Genomic DNA, 17822 nt, shown 5'->3' with positions numbered 1-17822 from the left:
TGCTATTCCTTGTCTTTCGCGGTCTCGGCCGCGAGACCCACCAGCATCCCCCAGGCCTCCCCGGCCTCGCGCTGCTGGCGGCCGAAGGCTTCGTGCAATTCGACCATGCCCGGCTTGAAATCGCGGCCCGCGACGGGCGCATCCTCGAACATCATGTAGTTCTGCTGCGCGCCGTAGCTCCGCCAGTCGGGAAGCCCGCCTGCGCGCGGGACGCCATCGGCGGCAAAGCTGGTCCAGTAATCGAGCATCGCCTTCGACACGGCCCTGTCGTGAGGTCCATCGGGCACCGGCCACACATCGGGCAGGTCCTCGCCATCCAGATTGCCGAAAGTGAACGGCAGTTCGCTCGCATGGAACGCGCACAGGTCGCGCGCGCGCGCCGAGGGGTAACAATGGTCGAAGACATAGAAGTAGGCCCCGAGGCCCAGCGCCTGCTGGCTCTTCGCGATCCGTTCGCCCGACCAGCCGAAAATCCCGTCGCTCGTCGCGTCGAGCAGCGCATTATTGCCCTCTGCATGCGGGTAGATCCGCAGGAACTCGGGCGCGAGATCGCCGTAGATCGCGCCGATCCGGGCCGCGTAGCCATCCGCATCGGGGGGCATGATGATGCCCGGTGCGCCCACGGGGCGATACTCGTGCGCGTTGTAGCCGACGATCACCGGAACGCGCGCCTGTTCACCGCTGTCGAAAGTGTCGATGAGCTGGCGCGGCAGTGTCGCCCCGTCGATCGTGCCCTGCGGATTGAAGCCCGCCATGGTCGAGCGATTGGTCAGCTCCTGCGGGTCCATCGCCCGCGCGCCCGCAATGTCGCCCGCACCGAGCTTGGCCACCATGTCGATACCGATCCGCTCGGCGGATGGCATGCCGTAAACCGGCTCGTCCAGCTCGGGAAAAGTGCGCAGGTTGGTGCTCTGGATGATCGCCTTGTCGAACAGGTCCCGCGCGGGCGGGCTTACCATCAGATAGGTCGTGCTGAGCGCGCCGGCGGATTCGCCCATCACGGTCACATTGTCCGGGTTGCCCCCGAAAGCGGCGATGTTGTCGCGCACCCACCTCAGCGCGGCAATCTGGTCGAGCAGCCCGTAATTGCCCGAGATACCATCGGCGGATTCCTGCGATAGCTCGGGATGCGCCATCCAGCCGAGCAGGCCGAGGCGATAATTGATCGACACGAAGACGACCCCCCGCCTGGCATATTCGCTGCCATCGTACATTGGCAGGCCGCTCGCCCCGATCCGCAGCGAACCGCCGTGGATCCACACGATGACGGGGGCATCTTCGACATCGTGCGGAGCCCATACGTTGAGCGTGAGGCAGTCTTCGGAAGTCGAGGATGGCGGGTCGTTATAGAGGCTCGTCGCGGGCACGGGCGGCTGGATGCACCCCGGCCCGAAGGTGCTCGCATCGCGCAAACCCTCCCGGCTCGCCGCAGGCTGAGGCGCCGCCCAGCGCAGGTCGCCGACCGGCGGCGCAGCATAGGGGATACCTCGGAAGACCGAGAGATCGCCCTCGCGCACGCCGCGCAGATCGCCGCCGGTCGTGCTCGCGAGTGGTGCCGAAATCGCTTCGGGCGCGGTGTCGGGTGTCGCGCACCCGCCAAGCATTAGGGTGGCCGCCATGACGCACGCACCGATGCTGAGCCGTCTCATGCCTTCATTGCTCCTCTCTCTTCACGCACCGCGGGTTTTCCCGCGCGTGCCGGCGCAGCCTTCTTAGGTTGCTGCAGCCATTTGCTCTTGCTCTCGCTTCGCCGCCGCCACTTCGCGTTCCGCCTGCGTGAAGCCGTATTCTGGTACAATCTCGCCCGAACGATCGACGATAGCCGACCAGTTACGCGCGACCTGCGCCGCTGCATCTTCGCCGCTACCGATCTGCACGCCATCGGTAAGAGACACGTTCGCGGCAGCGAAATGTCCGGCACCGGCGCATAGGATCGTCCGAGTCGGTGCATCTTCACGGACCAGCTGGACAACGCCGGGGCTGACGAGGGCCGGGTCGAGCTCGGCAAGAGCCTCTTCCGCCAGCACACCGCCGGTCATCTGCGTTGCCGCGGTCGGCGCGAGCGCGTTGACGCGAATATTGTACTTTGCGCCTTCGATCGCGAGCGTCTGCATCAGGCCGACCAGCGCCATCTTGGCCGCGCCGTAGTTGGCCTGGCCGAAATTGCCGTAGAGACCCGAAGACGATGTGGTCATCACGATACGCCCGTATTCCTGCGCCCGCATCTGCCCCCACACCGCCTGGGTGCAGATCGCCGCGCCCATCAGGTGCACGTCGAGAACGAGGCGGAAGTCCGCCATGTCCATCTTGGCGAAGCTCTTATCACGCAGGATGCCTGCGTTGTTGACGAGAATGTCGATCCGGCCCCACACATCGGTCGCCCTTTCGACCATTCGCGCGACCGCCGCCTCATCGGTCACCGAGCAGACCGCAGCGATCGCTTCGCCGCCGTTCTCGCGGATCGTCTGGGCAACCGTTCCCGCATGGCCTTCGTCGAGATCGTTGACCACTATCCTGGCGCCGTGTCGTGCCAGTTCCAGAGCATGGCAGCGGCCCAAGCCGCCACCTGCGCCGGTGATGATTGCAACCTTGCCTTCGAGTGCCTTGTTTCCGCCCATCGACCTGTTTCGAACCTCTTCTGTCAGTTATTCACTCTCTAACGAGTTAATATCTTACTTGAAAGACTTCCGCGCTCTGGGTTTCGGAAAAACCCCGAAATCAGCGCTTCGAAGCTTACTCCGCGTCCCTTTTAGCGCAGATGTCCCTGATGCCCGCCGCCATGAAGCGGGCCATGCGCTGTTTGACGGCGTTGAAATCCTCGGACTTCGCGAGCCCGCCCGAAAGCTTGTCGATACGCCCGGTCCGCGCGAGCGTGAGCATCAGCGCGCCGGTGGTGAAATGATAACCCCAGAACAGGTCCTCTTCCGCTGCATCGGGAAGCGCTTTCTTGAGCAGTTCGATCAGCCGCAGGACTACCGGGTCGAACCATTCATCGAACATTTCCGCGCCCCATTCGGGAGTGTTCGAAACCAGTGCCGCAAGCCTTCCGGAATGGCGCCACTGATCGCCCCCCTCCCCGTAAAGATCGAGGTTCGTATCGAGGAACGCGTGCAGCGCACCTTCTACCGTCGGCTTGCCTTCGGTTTCCCGCTCGTATTCGTCGAGCGCCTTCATGCGCACTTCGTTCGCCACCACCGCGCGGCGTCCGAAGACTGCCTCGAACAGCTTTTGCTTGTCTTCGAAATAATAGTTCAGAAGCGTGTGGTGGACACCTACCCGCTTGGCCACGTCCTTTAGGGTGACACCGTGGAGGCCGTGACGCGAGAAGAGGTATTCCGCCTCATCGAGGATCTGTTCGGTCGTTTCGGCGCGCTGTTCCGCTTTGGTGGGGCGCTTGGTCCGCGCCTTGGTATTCGACAAATCGCTTATCCTCTGTGCGCGCGGCGCCAGGCGCAGCGCGGGCTTTTCCGAAAGAGTGGTCATCGGCCGTATTCCGACCTCAAGCGCAGTTTGTCGATTTTTCCCGTCGCTGCCAATGGCATGTTCGCCAGCCGAAGCACGCTATCGGGCCTCCACCAGTTCGCGACCTTGCCTTCCAGCGTGTCGAGCAGCGCCTCGTCGCCGATCTCGGCGCCGTCGCGCAGTTCGACAAGCAGAACCGGGCGTTCGCCCCACTTCGCATGCTCGCGACCGATGACCGCCGCCTGAGACACATCCGGATGCGCACCGATGATCGCCTCGATTTCCGCCGGGTTGATCCACTCCCCGCCCGATTTGATCAGGTCCTTGGCACGCCCGGTGATGGTCAGGATGCCGCTCTCGTCGATGCGCGCCAGATCGCCGGTATCGAACCACCCATCCCGGGTCACGGGTTCTGCCTGCCCCAGATAGCGTTCCACCACGCTGGGCCCCCGCACCCACAGGTGGCCTTCCGCCCCGCGCTGCTGGTCCAGCGCCGTACCCGAGGCGTCGGCAAGCATCAGGTCTATCCCGATCGCGGGACGGCCCGAAGCGGAAGGTGGCCGCGCACCGGCAGCTGGCGGCATCGCGGTACCCAAGGGCGAGATCTCGGTCATCCCCCAGGTCGTCTGCACGCGGATACCGCGCCGCTCGATCCGCTCCATCAAGGAAGGAGACATGGCAGCGCCCCCCACCATGATCCGCCTCAGGGAAGGCAAATCTTCCCCCGTCTGGTCGAGATGATCCATCAGCCCGAGCCAGACCGTCGGCACGCCGACCCCCAGGGTGACCTGCTCCTCGACGATAAGCCGGGCCAGTGTCGCTCCGTCGGCATGCCGCCCGGGCAAGACAAGCTTGCCCCCCACCGCCGGGACTGAAAATGGCAGGCCCCAGGCATTGGCGTGGAACATCGGCACCATGGTGAGAATGGCATCCTCACCGGTGAGCCCTGCGACATCTGCCTGCAACTGGCGCAGGGTGTGCAGATAGTTGCCGCGATGCGTGTAGGTGACGCCCTTCGGCGCCCCTGTCGTGCCCGAGGTGAAGCACAGCCCACAGGGCGCATCCTCGTCGAAGCGACCCCATTCGACCTCCCCCGCCGCCTCCCGCGTCGCATCGACCAGAGTGCCAACCTTCAACGCGTCATCCGCAATCCGGCCGGCAGACAGACCCTCATCGATCAGGAGCACCTCTTCAATCGCCGTACCGCGAGCAAGGACCTCGCTCGCGAGCGACTGGAGATCGGCGCTCAGGATCAAAATGCGCGCACCGCTCCGGCCCAGCATCGCGGCGAGCTGCGTGGGTAGCAGCCTCGGATTGAGCGTGTGGCAGATCGCACCCAGGCCCATGATGCCGTACCAGCTTTCGAGGTGCTCGTGCGTATTCCAGGCCAGCGTCGCGACGATATCGCCCAGGCCTGTGCCCCGCTCTGCCAGCGCTACCGAAACGCGCTTCGCCTGTGCCCGGAGCGCAAGATAGTCGGTCCGGCTCGATTCTCCGGCTCCGGTGGCGGTGACCACTTGCGAACGGGGATGCCATTTCGCGGCGTGATCGAGGAACTTGTCAACCGTCAGGGAATAAGGCTGCATCGCACCCGGTATCATTGGCATCCCTCGACCTTCGGAGGGACCGGCGGGCTCGCAACTCCCGTGTTCCAGTGCCACGGCTGGTCGCCTGCCGCCCGCCTGCGGCACACCACCGCCTCGTTCAGCGCATAACGCGTTCCGAGCAACTGCTTGCCGGTCTGCGGCACCGTGTCGAAGACCATGAAGTTGGCATCCGGCCCGTAGGCAGGCCAGTCGACCTGTCCGCGCGCTCTGGGAGCACCACCGCGGGCGAAGCTGGTCCAGTATTGCATCATTGCGTCCGAAAGCTCGCGCTCCTCTGCCTTGCGGGGGATGCTCGGCCAGTTCGGCGCGGTATCGTGGATAGTCCCGAAAACGTATGGGATTTCGGAGGCATGGAAGGCATGCAGCCCAGCCTTGTCCGCCGCGGGATAGCCATGGTCGAAAAGGTAGAGATACGCGTTTTCGCCAAGGATGGTCTGCTTTCGCGCAAGCCGCTCGGCAGTCCAGCCGTAGAGTGCGTCGCGGGTGGCAGCGAGCATGCTCTCGTCGACATTGTCGGAAGGATAGAGCGCGAGAAACACTTCGGCGACATCGCCGTACTGCTCGCGAATCTTCTCCTCGTAAGCCGCCTTGGTCGCCGGAGCGGGCGGCAGGAGCCGGCGAAGCGAGCGGATTTCGCCGCTGTTGAACCCTGCCAGCACCGGTACGGGCGCCTGCTCCCCGCGATCGAAAGTCTCGGCGATCTGGTGCGGGATCAGCTTACCGTCAACCGTGCTCCATGTCAGAAAGCCAGCGCGGGTCGCGCGGTTGACCAGCGCGCCCGGCTCCATGTCGCGAAGCGCGGCGAGATCGGGCGCATCGAGCTGACCCTGCAGCCAGGTCCCCATCGATTCTGCGGAAGGGTGCCCGTTCTGCGCCTCCTTCAGCGCAGGCGACGATATCATGTAGGCGCTTTCCATGATCGCCTTGTCGAACAGGCCGCGCGCCTCGGGCGAGGTCATAAGCCACATGACGCTGAGCGCGCCTGCCGATTCCCCGGCTATGGTCACATTGTCGGGGTTACCGCCGAAGGCCGCGATATTCTGTTCGATCCAGCGGAGCGCCGCGATCTGGTCCATCAGCCCGTAATTGCCCGAAATCCCCTCGGGCGACTCCGCACTGAGCTCGGGGTGGGCAAGGAAGCCCAGCACACCGAGGCGATAGTTGATCGACACGACGACCACGCCCTGTTTCGCAAGCCGCGCCCCGTCATACATTTCGAAACTGCTCGCGCCTGAGACAAGCGCACCCCCGTGAATCCACACGAACACCGGAGCATTCCCGGCATCTTTGGGCGTCCAGACGTTGAGCGAGAGGCAATCCTCACTCATCGCACCGACGTCTTCGTAATAGATTCCGTTGGCCGCACCCGGGACGGTGGGCTGATAGCACGCCGGGCCGAACGCCGTTGCATCACGCACGTCGTCCCAGCGGACCGCAGGACGCGGAGGCTGCCAGCGCGCCTCGCCAACCGGTGGCGCGGCGTAGGGAATACCCTTGTAAGCGGCGACCTCACCTTCGCTGGTTCCTCTGACCGAACCTGCCGGCGCATCGACGATCGCACTGCCCGGATCCCGGGTGTCGCCGGGCGTCGCTGCCGACGCGACCATGGCGCAACCCGATACGAAGGCGACGGATATCAGGGCGAAGAAATGGAGTAGCCTGTAAGTCTGCACGATAATCACCTGGGTAGTGCAGCGCGGGTCGCCCCCTTCTATCCAAGGTGAGCATTGCACGCCGGTTGGGCCCCCGCGCACCGCTTTTGGCACGCGGGGGAGGACGGCTTCAGAACGTGTAGCTGGTCCGCAGCCCGAAGGTGCGCGGACGCAGGCGACCATAGCGCCCATCCAGGAAGGCTTCCGGGTGGACGTAAGTAATCGCATCGTTGTTTGTCACGTTTTCGACATAGGCCGTGATCGAAAGATCGGGCATCAAATTCACCCCTGCATAGGCATTGACGAAAACGTACTCGTCGGTGACGTCGTATTGGGGCGACTGCACGTTGGGCTGCCCGGGCACGTTCGGGAACAGGCCGGGGAACGAGCCGACATAAGCGACATTGCCGGTGACAAAGGCGGTCTCCGTATCGCCGACCGCGAAGCTGTAGGTCGCAGTGGCCGAACCCTGGAACTTGGGCGTTGCCAGTCGGATGTCCGGCTCCGCACCCGAGATCGCAGCTTCGCTTGGCGAAAGATCGTCGATATGGGCGTCGATATAGGCGCCGCTCGCCGACAGCCTGAGCCCGTCGACCGGCCTTGCGACCAATTCGAATTCGAAGCCCTTGCTCACCGCGCCGCCGATATTGGTGGCGAACTGGATCGCGTCCGAAACGCGGTTCGCCTGCACCTGGATGTTGTTCCAGTCGATGTAGAAGGCGGCCAGATTGGCGGTGAAGCGATTGTTGAAGAACGATCCCTTCAAGCCGACTTCATAGTTGGTCAACTTGTCGGAAGTCGCCCCGGCGGGAATGGTGATGTCGTTTGGCTGCGCCGCAGGCGGAGCGAGCCCGGCGCGCGCATTGACCACCGGCGGACGGAAGCCGGTAGATACGGTCGCGTAGGTTGTAAGGTTGGCATTCGGCTTGAACGAAATGCTTGCCTTCCAGGAAAGCTTGTCATCCTTCGCCAGCAGACCGGTCGAGGGCTGGATCGACGTGATCGTCAGCGCCGGTATGAAACCGAGGCACTGGGCAGTGAACACGGTGCAATAGCCTCTGGTCAGGAAATTGCTGTTGTAACCGCCGCCGCGAGTCGTGGTCTGTACCTCGACCTCGCCGTAGCGCAGCCCGCCGGTAACCCAGAAGCTATCGCTGAAACGATAGGTCAGCTCGCCGAACACCGCCTTTTCGCTGATGTCGGTGTAGTTTTTGAACCGCTGGTAATACAGGTCCGTAAACTGGGTCGTGTTCGTCTGGTTCAGAAACGCCTGGGTCGTGCGATAATCGAAATCGACGTTGCGCCTCTTGTCGAAATAAAAGCCCCCGATGATCCATTCGATCGGACCGGGGTGCGACGAGGTCAGGCGCACTTCCTGAACGAAGATGTCGTCCGCGCCCACCGCGTCGAGCGAGAAGGGCACCAGCTGGTTGTAGGTGCCTGCGAGATCGACGATGAAATCGCCGGTCAGGTCCGAATAGGTGCTCGAGCTGACCAGCTCGGCAAAGCCGAAGTCGGCATTCACAGTGGCATTGATCGCCAGCAAGTCGCTCTGGAACAGGTCGGGCTGATCGGTCCTGCGGACGAACTTGCCGAGGTTGGGATTGGTGAGCGAGGAATCGGCAGGATTGCTGATTTCCTTGTTCACCGACAGCTTGACCGAGAACCGGTCGGTGGGCTCGATCAGCAGGGCGGCACGAACGCCGTACGCTTCGATCGAGTTGGCATCGTCGATCCCGGTGCCGATATTGTCGACCCAGCCATCTTCGTTGCGGTAATAGCCGACCGCGCGAAACGCGACGGTATCTTCTGCGATGGGCACGTTGACCATGCCGTTATAGCGCTGCCGCAGCCCGCCCATTTCGGTATAGCCCAGATCGACCAGCGCAGACGCTTCGAATCGGCTCGGGTTCGGTGCCTTGGTGATGATCCGCATCGCACCGGCGAGCGATCCCGATCCGAACAGCGTGCCCTGCGGGCCGCGCAGAAATTCGACGCGTTCGACATCGTATAGGTTCGGGTCGAGGATCGTCGAGTTGCCGTTCGCGGAAATCGGCAGTTCGTCGATATAGATCGCAACCGGCGCCTGCAGGCCGGCGCTGTACCCGTTGGTCGAGATGCCGCGCGCGGTGAAGTTGTTGAAGTTCTGCGTTGGCCGGTTGAGCACGACGCCGGGCGTTTCGCGCGCCAGCCGCTCGTACCCGACGATGCCATTTGCGGTCAGCTCTTCTTGGGTGAAGGCACTGACGCTGAGCGGCACGTCCTGCAGCCGCGCCTCGCGCCGGGTTGCGGTAACGATGATCGTGTTGCCCTCTCCGGCCTTGGCCGCGGGCGAAATCTCTTCGACGGTTTCGGTCTCTGCGTCGACATCGTCCTGCGACTGGCTGGCAACCTGAGCGCTGGCTGCGGTCGGCAAGAACACAAACGCGGCCGCAGATGCGGTCGCCAGAAGCGATCCCCTCATAGTCCTCTCCATATCTTCCCGGCCATCTTTGCGCCGTGGTGGAGCCCTCATCCGCCAATCGAGACGCTATGTCAACATTCACTCACGTTCGTGTGAATGTCTTTCCCGGTCGCCTTCCGGCGGCGCGACACGGACACGAGACTGCGCGCCGCGGCCGTATCCTGCGCATATTGTGAACAACGGAGCGTGCGGTGCCTAAAGTGCGCTGCCCGCGGCCGCGTCGACGACGACCATGCCAAAACAGTCGGGTGCCGTTGGGCCGAATCGCCTTTCGCCTTGAAATTACACGCGTACATGCCGAGAGTGGTGGGGGCGTTTTCGCGGGCAGCGGGAGTGCTCTCAAACCAATGAATGCACTGTTGCCCTTGCTCGGCCATCGCCTCCTGGATCGGGGCATTTGATCGATGTCTGCATCGTGCAGGTGGCTCGCGATGCGGCTGACCTTCGAAGGTGAATGGCTCCCATGCATTGGGCGCTCTCGCCTAAGTCAGGGGAATGGACCCGCTCGCCAGAATGCGGGTGGATGAAGCGGAAGGCCTGAAGAATGCAGAGCGTCGCCCCACGGCAGCTACGGGGCCGCTGGCTGTTGGACCAATCCTGGCATACGTTCGCTCGGTGAAAGCGTCGATCCCAAACCCCACCCACGCGCTTCCCACGGGCGCACCGAGCAGAATGGCCTTTCACCTTACAGTGGCGCGCGGATTAGCTGAGGAAGGTGGTGCCGCTTACGTGACTCGAACACGTGACCCCATCATTCCGCTGTCCCGAACCTGCATGCCCATCGGCAATCGAAGAAACCAGGCGCCGGAGACAAATCTTTTTCGTCTCGAGTGCATCCGAACCGACTTCCCCTTCGTAGCTGCGGACGCGGCAATCAGATCCGCGAGGGGAGAAGGCAGATATGCCGCATCACACATGTCCACATTGCGGCGAGGAACTGGTCGAAGACATCTCGATTGCGTACGGCAATATTACCGTCGAAGACCACGGAGTTCTGTATTTCCAGGGCAGGAGACTGGAATTGCCGAGGGTCCAGCATCAGATAGTCGAAGCGTTGATTGCGGCCAAAGGGCGCGCCCTGACGCGCTCCTATCTTGCGGAATGGCTCGATGGCGACGTCTTTGATCAATCGATCTCGGTCTACGTCGGCCGCGTCCGCGCGACCTTCAAGGAAATCGATCCGGGGTTCGACCAGATCGTTTCCGTGCGCGGTTTCGCGGCCTACAAATGGGCATTCAAATCCCGTCGTGGACTTCGCAAGGCTCACTAGGTGCTCAGGCCACGGCGTCGAGCGTCCGGGTCACCATCCAAAACCCGGATGACGCAATCAATACCGTTCCCGCTGTGATCCGAAACGGGCTGTAGAAACCCCGCCTGGCGATGAACAGCAGCACGGGAATGACCGCCAGAATAACCACGATCTGCACCAGTTCGAGGCCCACGTTGAAGCCCATCAGGGTCGAAACATTGCGCGTCAGGTCGGCATCCGCCTCCCGGACGAAGCCTGCGAAGCCCAAGCCGTGAACCAGACCGAAAAGGACGGCGATCCACAGCTCCCGCTGGGCAAAAATCGGCCTGATCACGTTGAAGGCGGCAATCAGGATCGTGGCCGCGATGAAGACCTCCACCGCCGATCCCGGCAGGGTCAGCCCGGTCAACGCGACACTAATGAGCGTGATGCTGTGGCCGATCGTGAATCCACTCGCGAGCTTCGCCACGGCGACGATCGCTTCCTTGCCGGACCGCAAAGACTGCCACTGGCCGTTTCTTGCCAGCAAAGGAGCTGCCAGCAGCAATGCGACCAGGAAAGCAAGATGATCCAGCCCGCCAAGAATGTGCTCGGCCCCCACCCGGATCGCGCTGACAAATCGGGCAACCGTGCTCGATTTTCCGGCGACGACTGCAATCTTCGTATTTCCTTCGCGGAGTAACCCGATCAATCGGGGCCCCGACAAATCGTTCTTGTCGAGGACGACCTGTGTCACGTGATCCGGCGTGTTGGCAATTACAGCAGACCACTGGAGATCGAACCGGTCAGAGGCAGCCCCTGCCGGTGGATCATAGGTTATCTGCGCGAGCAGATCCGGCGCCCCCCCGTTTTCGGCGAAGCGAACATCCCCGATCGCGACCTTCCATGCCGGTCCATCGGCGGAACGTATGGCAGTGTGAGCCCGAAGGTAACGTTTCGCATCTGCCAGGGAAGCTACATCGTTCGATGCCTTGTTGCCGCTGGCATAGGCGTATTCGGCGGCCGGGATCGCCACATTGGCAGCGATACCCGTCTCGGTAGCCTCCAGCCGTACCTCGCTCTTCGCGCTCGTGTGGGCACCCGCGGGGAAGATCCACAGGGTTGCCAGCATCGCGAACAGGAGGGATCTGGCCAACCTCATCCGTGGGCGAACCAGATCAAGGTCGCCTCGGGCGAATAGATTCGCGGGTTCAATTCGAGGGCTATGGCCCGCGCTTCGGTCGCCTGGGCGTCATCCCCTAATGCAGCGCTGAGCTGCGCGAGTTCGACGTATAGCCGCGCGCTTTTCCAGCCGGATTTCTTGGCGCGCATTAGCTGCTTCATCGCTGCATTGTCTTGCCCATTTGCCGATAATGCCCGGGCGAGCAGGAGATATGCCTCGCCATTGGGCCGGGTGGTGGCGTTCTGGCGCGCATAGACGAGCGCCCTTGCAGGATCGCCAAAGGTCAATTCGTGTTCCGCTGCATGGGCGACATAGGCGCTTGGGATGTCGGCAACGCGCCTTTCCCACTCAGCGGATGCGCGCGATGCCCACTCCTTGCTCCGCTGCCGGTTTCCCATCCGGCGATACAGCATGGCCAGAGCATCCATGGCCTGTGGGTCATTCGTGTCGGTTGCGACATCTTCGAACATGCCCGCTGCCTTGCCGGTTTCGCCTGCCACCAGCGCTGCTTCACCAAGGTAAAGCTTGGTCTTCCAGTACCCGGCGAAGAGATCGTCGGCCTCGCGATACCACTCTTGCGCGACATCGTACCGCCCCCGCGCGAATTCGATTGCACCGGCTTGCAGTGCGATGTTCGCTAGGCTTTGCGGAGTCCGAAGGCTGTCCAGCCTCGCAGCATTCACGAGATGCGTGATCGCGGCGTCGAACTTGCCGCGCGATTTTTCCAGCACCGCCAGCCGGACCTGCACGCTTGGCCCGTTTTCGATTTTCCGGGCTGCGCCGTACAAGCGCTCTGCGGCCGACAGGTCGCCGCGGTAAAAATTTATGTCGCCGCGAAGTTCCAGTGCCGTTGCCTGCTCGCCGGTGGATAGCTTGACGACGCCCTTGTCGTACGCGGCAAGTCCGGCCTCTGCGCCGACGAGATCGTGGACCTCCATCGACCATTCCGCTGAAATCAGGCCCGGGCCTGATCCATCAGCGGCATCGGCCCGCGCAGCCGCCAGCTGGAGCCCTGCGTCGCGCAATGCGTCAGGGTTGCCATCGACCAGATATCGGGACCTGAGGGCACGCGCGAGGACCTGCTTCGGCAACCACTGGCCCGGTCGCGCGGCCGCCAGTTCGGTTGCATATTCGATACGCTTCCGAGCTCTGGTTTCTGCTTCGCGCTGGCTGGCGGAGCCGTATCCGGCGCGTGGCAGATCGCGTGCCGAATAGTGCGGCTCCTCCGGCGATTCCGGCGCAAATTTTGGCGCCAGGAGCAACCCGACCACCACAATTGCCGGAAAGCACAGCACAACGATCAGAAGCCGATACCGCGGCATAACCCGATGTCTCCCAATAATCGGGCCAGCCCCCGCGGGGATACCGCCGGGGCTGGCTCCACTTCGAGCTGCTAGCTTGGGGTAGCGCAGGGCTTGAGGCCGGCAGCTATGAGGTCGTCGGCCAATGCATTGGTCAGGCCCGTCAACTGCTCGGTCAGCTCGGGCACGAACGTGCCGCTGGCATCGTCGGCCGGGTCGGCATCATTGTAGGCAACCTTGGTGTCGGACCCGATCAGCGCAGTCGATACGGCTGGCATGCCCATTCGGTCTACCCGCGTATACTGGTCGGGCGAACTGGACCTGAAGGTGAAAGTAGTCCCGGTTGCGGTCGTCACGGGCGGCGACCCTTGCGCCGGTGCCAGGAACGGGAACGAGGACTGGAATGCCACATCGTTCGAAGGTGGATTCAGGGGCAGTCCTGCCAGTGTAGTGGCCGACTGCGTGCCGAGATCGAGGAAGATCACGGCCAGAGTCACGTCGATCACCGGGTCCGAAAGTTTGCGGCCATTGGGAAAGCCCGAGGCGCCGCTGAGGTCCAGCGTCAGGGTATCGGGCACGATCAGATCGGCGACAGCTACTCCCGGTGCCACTTCCTGCTGCAAGCACGCGGTCACGTCGTAGCTCGTTTGCGTGGGCGTGGGCGTCGGGGCGGGCGTCATCGTCGGCATCGGATCCGGCTGCTGACCGCCGCCATCATCGAAGCAGCCCGACAATGTTACCGCCATGAGAACCGAAGACCCCGACATCACCAGGGTGCGACGGATGGAGCGTTTGTTCGTGTCCATTATAGTTGTCCTCCGAAGCGTGCGGTTGTGCCCCAGACATCGATCGGGCTGGTTCCGTTCTCAATCCGATCGCGAGGGATGCTGATGACGATGGCGGTCAGGTTCTGCCCGGCGAAGAAATCGCGGGAGGAATCAAAACTCAGGGTGCCAGTCGACGCCGTGTCCCTGAAACCCTGCAGGTCGAAGAAGAACGGATCGTCGAACAGGCCTGCGCGAACCGTGACGCCATCCTGCGTTAGCGTCTTTTCGACCGAGCCTACGATCGGACCACTGACCCCGGGAATGCCGGTTACCTGGACGCCGTATTCGTTGCTGCCCGCCCCAGGGCCGAAGCGGACATAGATCGGATAATCTGCCGTGGTGCGCGGCGAATCGTTGGAGACATTGATGGTGTAAAGGACGTCCGGGTCGTAGGTCGCCGGCTGGTCGGTCGCCTGCGGGCCTGCGAATGTCATCGCGAGATAGACATTGTCCGCATCGTGCCACGCGAAAAGGTCTGCAATATCGGCAGCGCGATCGGGTGTGGAATCGACCGACGGATCGGTTCTGCTGGGCGGATCGAGATGGTCTGCTGCGACCAGACCCAGCCCAGGCAATAGTGCCGCGCCTCCGATCGCAAGTGTCAATCCCGCGACCACCGCAGCGATGGATTTCTTGTGTTGCATAGCTCTCCCCATGTTTGCGCCGAGACGCGTCTTTGGCGATCGACCGATTCGAAGAGCATTCGAGTGAAAGCGACCGCCACTGCGGTGGTCGGCGCCTGACATAACAATGCGATAACAGGGCGCCGCCTTTTTTGGCGCTTCGTGCGCGCAGCGGAGCGTAGGCTGTCCGGCGCAGGCGACTGGATGACGGCCAAAGCCCACCCACACCAGTCCCACAGCGGGGACGAGCCTAAGGCCCTTTCGCCTTACAGTGGCGCGCGGATAAGCTGAGGGTGGTGGTGCCGCTTACGTGACTCGAACACGTGACCCCATCATTACGAATGATGTGCTCTACCAACTGAGCTAAAGCGGCATTTCGCTTGGAGGGACGCCCCTTATCCTCGCTATGCGGTGCCCGCAAGGGGGATGCTGGCGTCCGGCTCTGCAATCCTTGCACAGACGTGTTCGGCCACCTGCTGCGTGCTCGCACTTCCGCCGACATCGCCCGTCCCGATACCTGCCGCGAGGCACTCGCTCACCGCCCGCTCGATCGCAGCAGCGGCCTCGCCCTCGCCCAGCGCGTGGCGCAGCAACATTGCGGCGCTCAGAATCGCGCCGACAGGGTTGGCTTTGCCCTGCCCTGCAATATCGGGGGCGGAGCCGTGGATCGGTTCGTAGAGCCCGCCATGGCTTTCCGACAGAGAGGCCGAGGGGGCGAGGCCGATCGAGCCGGCGATCACCGATGCCTCGTCGCTCAGAATGTCGCCGAACATGTTCTCGGTCAGGATCACGTCGAATGCCGCGGGGCGCTCGATCAGCTTCATCGCCATCGCATCGACCAGCACATGGTCGAGTTCGACATCGGGATACTCGGCATCGCGCAGCGCGACCACCGCGTTGCGCCACAGGCGACTGGTGGCGAGCACATTGGCCTTGTCGACCGAGGTCACGCGGCGTTTGCGACCGCGCGCGGCGTCGAAGGCGATCCGGGCGATCCGTTCGACTTCCTGCCGCGAATAGCTGCACAGGTCGGAGGCGGTCTCGTCCCCCTCCACTTTGTCGCCGAAATAGATCCCGCCGGTCAGTTCGCGCACGATCAGCATGTCGGTTCCGGCGACGCGTTCTTCCTTCAGCGGAGAGAGACGTTCGAGACCGGGAAAAAGCGTGATCGGGCGGAGGTTGGCGAAAGCACCCAGCGTCTTGCGCAAGGCGAGCAATCCAGCTTCGGGCCGCGGACCGCCACCGTCCCACTTGGGCCCGCCGACCGCACCGAGGAAAACCGCGTCGGCCCCGGCGCAGGCCTTGGCCGTGCTTTCGGGGAAAGGATCGCCATGCGCGTCGATGGCGCAGCCGCCGATGTCGTGGCTTTCGAAGGAGAGGGATAATCCGTGCGCCGATCCGACGGCTTCGAGCACCGCGCGAGCGGCGGCGGCGACTTCCGGACCGATCCCGTCGCCGGGCAGTATCACGATTTTGTGGGTCACGCGGCAGCCTCGTATTCTGCGATCTGCGCGTCATGCGCGAGGATGTGGCCGAGCGGGTCGACCCCGTCGAGGAGGCAGCGGCGCGCAAAAGGTTCGACCGTGAAGCTGGCTGCGATGCCGTCTTCGGTGGTCAGCGTGCATTCCTCCAGATCTATGGCGATGGCGACGCCGGGCCGTTCGAGCAGGGCAGCGTGAGTCTCTGCGTCGACCTCGACCGGCAGGAGACCGTTCTTGAGCGCGTTGCTTTTGAAGATGTCGGCAATGTCCGAGCTGACCACGGCGCGGAAACCGTAGTCGAGCAAGGCCCACGGCGCATGTTCGCGCGAGGAGCCGCAGCCGAAATTCGGCCCTGCCACCAGCACCTGACGTTCGCCCGCACCCGCAACCGGGAAAGGCGAGGCGTTCTTGGGCTGATCGTCGCCGGTGTAGCGCCAGTCGTAAAAGGCGCTCTTGCCAAGCCCTTCGCGGGTGGTGGTGGTGAGGAAGCGCGCGGGGATGATCTGGTCGGTGTCGATATTGCTCTGGCGCACCACCAGCGTGCGCGCCTCGAGGCGCTTGAACGGATCAGGCTGCATCGCGCGCCTCCGTGCTCATGTACTCCGAAGGGTCGGCGATATGGCCCGCGATGGCGCAGGCGGCGGCGGTGGCAGGCCCGGCGAGCACGGTGCGCACGCCCTTGCCCTGCCGTCCGACGAAATTGCGGTTGGAGGTCGAGACGACCAGTTCGCCAGGCTGGCCCTGATCGCCGTTCATCGCGATGCACATCGAACAGCCGGGAAGGCGCCATTCGGCCCCTGCTCGGGTAAACACAGCGTCGAGCCCCTCGGCCTCGGCCTGCTGGCGGATCGCTTCGGAGCCGGGCACGATCAGCGCGGTGACGCCTTCTGCCACTGTGCGCCCGCGCATCACCTCGGCGGCTTCGCGAAGGTCGGACAGGCGCGAATTGGTGCAGCTGCCGATAAACACCCGGTCGACCTTCGCCTCGGCAAAGGGACGCTCGGCGACGAAGCGCATGTATTCCGCAGCCTCGCGTTCGGAATCGTTCGCGGGCGCGGGAGCATTGCCGGTAACCGGCGCAGCGGCATCGGGGGAGACGCCGTAGGTGATCATCGGACGGATCGCGCTCGCATCGACGGTGACTTCGGTATCGAAGCTGGCATCGGGATCGGAGGGAAGCTCGCGCCAGCGGGCCACGGCTGCCTCCCAGTCTTCACCTTGCGGAGCGCGCTCGCGCCCTTCGAGGTAGGCGAAGGTGGTTTCGTCGGGGGCGACCATGCCGACCCGCGCACCCGCCTCGATCGCCATGTTGCACAGCGTCATGCGGCCTTCCATCGACAGCGCCTGCACCGCCTCGCCCGCAAATTCGACCGCGTAGCCTTGCCCGCCATCGGCACCGATCTGCGCGATCATGGCAAGCGCCATGTCCTTTGCGCCAACGCCCGGCGACAGCGCGCCTTCGAAGGTGATCCGCATCGATTTCGGCTTGCGCTGCAGCACGCATTGCGTTGCCAGCACGTGGCCGACCTCGGTCGTGCCGATCCCGAAGGCGAGCGCGCCGAAGGCGCCGTGCGTCGAGGTATGGCTGTCGCCGCACACGATCGTCTTGCCCGGCTGGGTCAGGCCCATTTCCGGGCCGATCACATGGACGATTCCGCGCCGCGCATCGTCGAGCCCGAGCAGGTCGATGCCGTACTTGGCGCAATTCGACTCAAGCTGGTGAACCTGTTTCTCCGCCGCCTCGGTCGCGTAGGGCAGCCGCCCGTCCGCGCCCGCAGGCAGCGTCGGCGTCGAGTGGTCGAGCGTCGCCTGCGTCAGGTCGGGGCGGCGGACGGACAGCCCGCGCTCTTCCAGCACGGCGAAGGCCTGCGGCGAGGTGACTTCGTGCACCAGATGCAGGTCGATGAAGAGGATCGCGGGCGAGTCCTCGCTTTCGGGGACGACGACGTGCGCGTCCCACAGCTTGTCGAACAGGGATCGTGCCATTGCTCTAC

Annotated in this window: 14 protein-coding genes and 1 tRNA gene; 1 reads left to right on the top strand and 14 read right to left on the bottom strand. The window is 63.6% G+C overall.

Annotation, left to right across the window (positions count from 1 at the left end; all coding sequences use genetic code 11):
- Positions 1-2: 2 nt before the first annotated feature.
- From AAG591_RS08490 to AAG591_RS08465, 6 genes are all read right to left on the bottom strand, one after another.
- Positions 3-1649, bottom strand: a complete 1647-nt coding sequence (locus AAG591_RS08490) for a carboxylesterase/lipase family protein (protein WP_342530713.1) — start codon at positions 1647-1649, stop codon at positions 3-5.
- Positions 1650-1712: 63 nt separating this feature from the next.
- A complete protein-coding gene (locus tag AAG591_RS08485; RefSeq protein ID WP_342530712.1) occupies positions 1713-2618 on the bottom strand; it encodes an SDR family NAD(P)-dependent oxidoreductase in 906 nt (301 codons plus the stop codon).
- Between the two features lie 115 nt (positions 2619-2733).
- Complete coding sequence (locus AAG591_RS08480) at positions 2734-3483, bottom strand: TetR/AcrR family transcriptional regulator (RefSeq protein WP_342530711.1); 750 nt, start codon at positions 3481-3483, stop codon at positions 2734-2736.
- The gene (locus tag AAG591_RS08475; RefSeq protein ID WP_342530710.1) at positions 3480-5048 is read right to left on the bottom strand and encodes an AMP-binding protein; all 1569 of its coding nucleotides are present in this window, start codon (positions 5046-5048) and stop codon (positions 3480-3482) included. The genes AAG591_RS08480 and AAG591_RS08475 overlap by 4 nt, the downstream gene beginning before the upstream one ends.
- Before the next feature lie 11 nt (positions 5049-5059).
- Entirely contained in the window at positions 5060-6742 is a 1683-nt protein-coding gene (locus tag AAG591_RS08470) for a carboxylesterase/lipase family protein (RefSeq protein WP_342530709.1), read from the bottom strand.
- 109 nt (positions 6743-6851) lie between these two features.
- Positions 6852-9185, bottom strand: coding sequence for a TonB-dependent receptor (locus AAG591_RS08465; protein WP_342530708.1), 2334 nt, complete (start codon positions 9183-9185; stop codon positions 6852-6854).
- Positions 9186-10086: 901 nt separating this feature from the next.
- Between AAG591_RS08465 and AAG591_RS08460 the strand changes: the two genes are divergently transcribed.
- On the top strand, positions 10087-10455 hold the full coding sequence (locus AAG591_RS08460; protein ID WP_342530707.1) for a winged helix-turn-helix domain-containing protein: 369 nt from the start codon (positions 10087-10089) through the stop codon (positions 10453-10455).
- A 4-nt stretch (positions 10456-10459) separates the two neighbouring features.
- Here AAG591_RS08460 and AAG591_RS08455 read toward each other — a convergent pair whose 3' ends face one another.
- The 8 genes from AAG591_RS08455 to leuC all read right to left on the bottom strand — a co-directional run bounded on the left by AAG591_RS08455 (position 10460) and on the right by leuC (position 17814).
- Complete coding sequence (locus tag AAG591_RS08455; protein ID WP_342530706.1) at positions 10460-11545, bottom strand: HupE/UreJ family protein; 1086 nt, start codon at positions 11543-11545, stop codon at positions 10460-10462.
- A gap of 26 nt (positions 11546-11571) precedes the next feature.
- Positions 11572-12867 (bottom strand): tetratricopeptide repeat protein, encoded by a 1296-nt coding sequence (locus AAG591_RS08450; protein WP_342530705.1) that lies wholly within the window; start codon positions 12865-12867, stop codon positions 11572-11574.
- A 122-nt stretch (positions 12868-12989) separates the two neighbouring features.
- A complete protein-coding gene (locus AAG591_RS08445) occupies positions 12990-13703 on the bottom strand; it encodes a DUF4331 family protein (RefSeq protein ID WP_342530704.1) in 714 nt (237 codons plus the stop codon).
- Positions 13703-14368: a DUF4331 family protein gene (locus AAG591_RS08440; protein WP_342530703.1), complete on the bottom strand. Its 666-nt coding sequence runs from the start codon at positions 14366-14368 to the stop codon at positions 13703-13705. The genes AAG591_RS08445 and AAG591_RS08440 overlap by 1 nt, the downstream gene beginning before the upstream one ends.
- 276 nt (positions 14369-14644) lie before the next feature.
- Positions 14645-14720 (bottom strand) — tRNA-Thr (locus AAG591_RS08435).
- 31 nt (positions 14721-14751) lie between these two features.
- On the bottom strand, positions 14752-15831 hold the full coding sequence (gene leuB, locus AAG591_RS08430) for a 3-isopropylmalate dehydrogenase (protein WP_342530701.1): 1080 nt from the start codon (positions 15829-15831) through the stop codon (positions 14752-14754).
- Positions 15828-16406, bottom strand: coding sequence for a 3-isopropylmalate dehydratase small subunit (gene leuD, locus AAG591_RS08425; protein WP_342530700.1), 579 nt, complete (start codon positions 16404-16406; stop codon positions 15828-15830). The genes leuB and leuD overlap by 4 nt, the downstream gene beginning before the upstream one ends.
- Positions 16396-17814 (bottom strand): 3-isopropylmalate dehydratase large subunit, encoded by a 1419-nt coding sequence (leuC, locus tag AAG591_RS08420; protein WP_342530699.1) that lies wholly within the window; start codon positions 17812-17814, stop codon positions 16396-16398. Before leuC ends, leuD begins: the two co-directional genes overlap by 11 nt.
- Positions 17815-17822: the final 8 nt, after the last annotated feature.

Source organism: Citromicrobium bathyomarinum, from assembly GCF_038594485.1.
Lineage (GTDB): Bacteria > Pseudomonadota > Alphaproteobacteria > Sphingomonadales > Sphingomonadaceae > Alteriqipengyuania > Alteriqipengyuania bathyomarina_A.
Note: the sequence above shows the minus strand (reverse complement) of the source record. Positions and strands in the feature narration are given on the sequence as shown.